Genomic DNA, 931 nt, shown 5'->3' on the forward strand with positions numbered 1-931 from the left:
GCTTGTCGCTGCGGCTCTTCGAGGTGCAGCGGCAAAGGTGGACGCTCAACTTCGCCAACGCTGCATCGGGCACGCTCGCCGCGCCGATGGTGGGTGGCTTCGGCGGCAGCCCACGTGGCCTCTTCTACAGCGCCGAGGACTTCAATGGCCGCCAGATCCTGGTGCGCTTCGCCATTGAATCCCTCGGCACCGACCGCTGTCGCTTCGAACAGGCGTTTTCAGCCGATGGGGGCGTGACCTGGGAGGTCAACTGGGTTGCGGTGGATACGAGGAGGTCATACTGAAGCGATGGAGAGACCCACGAGCGAACAGATAGCAGCGTTGCCGCCTTACCCCGCGTTGCCGCTCGACCGGATCCACGTGCTTCGCGACGCGGACCAATGCGACTTCGCTGAAGCAGAACTGCGCCTGGCCGGGCATGTCGGCTTCGACACCGAGAGCAAGCCCATGTTCGTCGCTGGGGGCGAGCAGACGGGGCCGCACATCGTGCAGTTCGCGACCGCCGGGCATGCCTTCATCGTGCATACGGAGGCGCCGGAGACTGCAGGCTTCCTGCGCGCCATCCTTGAGTCTGAGGTCATCGTCAAGGTGGGGTTCGGCATCGTGTCTGACCGCGTGCCCTTGCACAGGAAGCTGGGCGTGCAGCTCAGCGGTGGGGTCGATGTTTCGCACATGGTGCGGCGACTGGGTTTCCAGCAGGCCGTCGGCCTCAGGGCAGCCGTCGCCATCGTGCTGGGCCAGCGCATGCCCAAGTCCAAGAAAGTCACCACCTCCAACTGGGCCACCCGCAAGCTCAGCCCCCAGCAGCTGCAGTACGCGGCCAACGACGCGCACGCGTCGCTGCTGGTGTATCAGGCGCTCCAGGCGATGCCAATGGAGCTTGCGAGAGCTTCATCTCCATGAGTGGCCCTGCCAACGGCCACCCTCCAGC

The 931-nt window shown here is 65.3% G+C and carries 1 protein-coding gene and 1 pseudogene; both read left to right on the forward strand.

The window, feature by feature from the left end; all coding sequences use genetic code 11:
• Nucleotides 1-284: pseudogene (locus AC1DU6_RS33050) on the forward strand (hypothetical protein); the annotation flags it as partial.
• A 76-nt stretch (nucleotides 285-360) separates the two neighbouring features.
• Nucleotides 361-903: a 3'-5' exonuclease gene (locus tag AC1DU6_RS33055; RefSeq protein ID WP_477862530.1), complete on the forward strand. Its 543-nt coding sequence runs from the start codon at nucleotides 361-363 to the stop codon at nucleotides 901-903.
• Nucleotides 904-931 lie beyond the last annotated feature (28 nt).

This window comes from Roseateles sp. P5_B10, assembly GCF_056400485.1.